This window comes from Massilia sp. (assembly GCF_032106685.1).
Classification (GTDB): Bacteria; Pseudomonadota; Gammaproteobacteria; order Burkholderiales; family Burkholderiaceae_D; genus Telluria.
On sequence record NZ_DAMCPG010000099.1, the window covers coordinates 1 to 1465 of the forward strand.

General features: G+C 64.2%; 1 protein-coding gene. It reads right to left on the bottom strand.

From position 1 onward, the window contains the following. Positions 1-1465, bottom strand: a 1465-nt coding sequence (locus RT688_RS23720; protein ID WP_313707275.1) for an efflux RND transporter permease subunit, incomplete at both ends; no start/stop codon positions are given.

Below are 1465 nucleotides of genomic sequence, written 5' to 3' on the forward strand. Positions count from 1 at the left end.
GATCGCGTTCTTCGCCGACAGCCCGATCACGGTGATCATGCCGACCTTGAAGAAGACATCGTTCGGCATACCGACCAGCATGACTGCACCGACCGCGCCCAAGAGGCCAAGCGGTACGACCAGCATCACGGACAGCGGGATCGACCAGCTCTCGTACAGCGCCGCCAGCACCAGGAAGACCACCAGCATCGACAGCGCCATCAACATCGGGGCCTGATCCGCCGACTGGCGTTCCTGCAGCGACTGGCCGGTCCAGGCCACGTCGAAGCCTGGCGGGAGCTGGGCGGCAAGACGCTCCATCTCAGCCATTGCTTCGCCGCTCGACGCACCTGGTGCCGCAGAGCCTGCGATGCGCACGGCCGGCTGCCCCTGGTAGCGCATCAGCTGGAGCGGCGTGTCTTCCCAGCCCGGATTGATCACTTCCGAGAGTGCGACCATGCCGCCGTTGGCATTGCGCACACGCAGGCGCAGGACGTCATCGATCTGCATGCGGGAGGCGGCGTCTGCCTGGAGGATGACCTGCTGCATCCGGCCGCGATTCGGGAAGTCGTTGACATAGCTCGATCCCATGGCGGTGGAGAGCATGTCGCTTACCTCGGCGAACGACAAGCCCAGCGCCTGGACCTTCTGGCGGTCGATCTTCAGGCTGATGCCCGAACCCGGAGGGAGTACGTCCGCGTAGACACCGGTGACGACCTGGCTCTTCGCGGCAAGCTCGAGCAGTTTTGCCTGGGCGTCCTGAAGTGCTGCATAGCCATGGTTGCCGCGGTCGAGCAGGCGCATCGAGAAGCCCGAAGAGTTGCCCAGCTCGTCGATGGCCGGTGGCATCAGGCTGAAGATCGTGCCTTCGCCGGCTTTCCTGGCCATTGTCATGTAGGCTTCGTACACTTCCTCCCAGGCGTTCGCGCCTTCGCGCTTGTCCCAGTCCTTGAGCATCGTGAAGTTCACCGCCGCGTTCGGACCGGAACCGGACAGGCCGTAGCCGATGATGGCGATGTTCGACTTGATGCCGGGGCGGGTCGTCAGATAATCCTCGTAGGTCTTGACGACGTCGAGCGTGCGCTCGGTGGTCGCATCGGCGGGCAGCTGGATGCTGGTGATGAAGTAGCCCTGGTCTTCCTCCGGCAGGAAGGCCGACGGCAGCCTGTTGAATGCGAAAGCGAGGACGCCGGTCAACAGCAGGAAGACCAGCATGACACGGCCGGTGCGCTTGACCAGTTTGCCCACACGCGTCTCATAGCGCACGGTCATGCTGTCGAAACGGCGATTGAACCACCCGAAGAAGCCGCGCTTGGCCGCGTGGCTATGGGCGACCGGCTTGAGGATGGTCGCGCACAGGGCTGGGGTCAGGCTGAGTGCGAGCAGCGCCGAGAACAGGATCGACACCGCCATCGACAGCGTGAACTGCTGGTAGATGACGCCGACCGAGCCGCTGGCCAGCGCCATGGGAATGAAGACCGCGGTC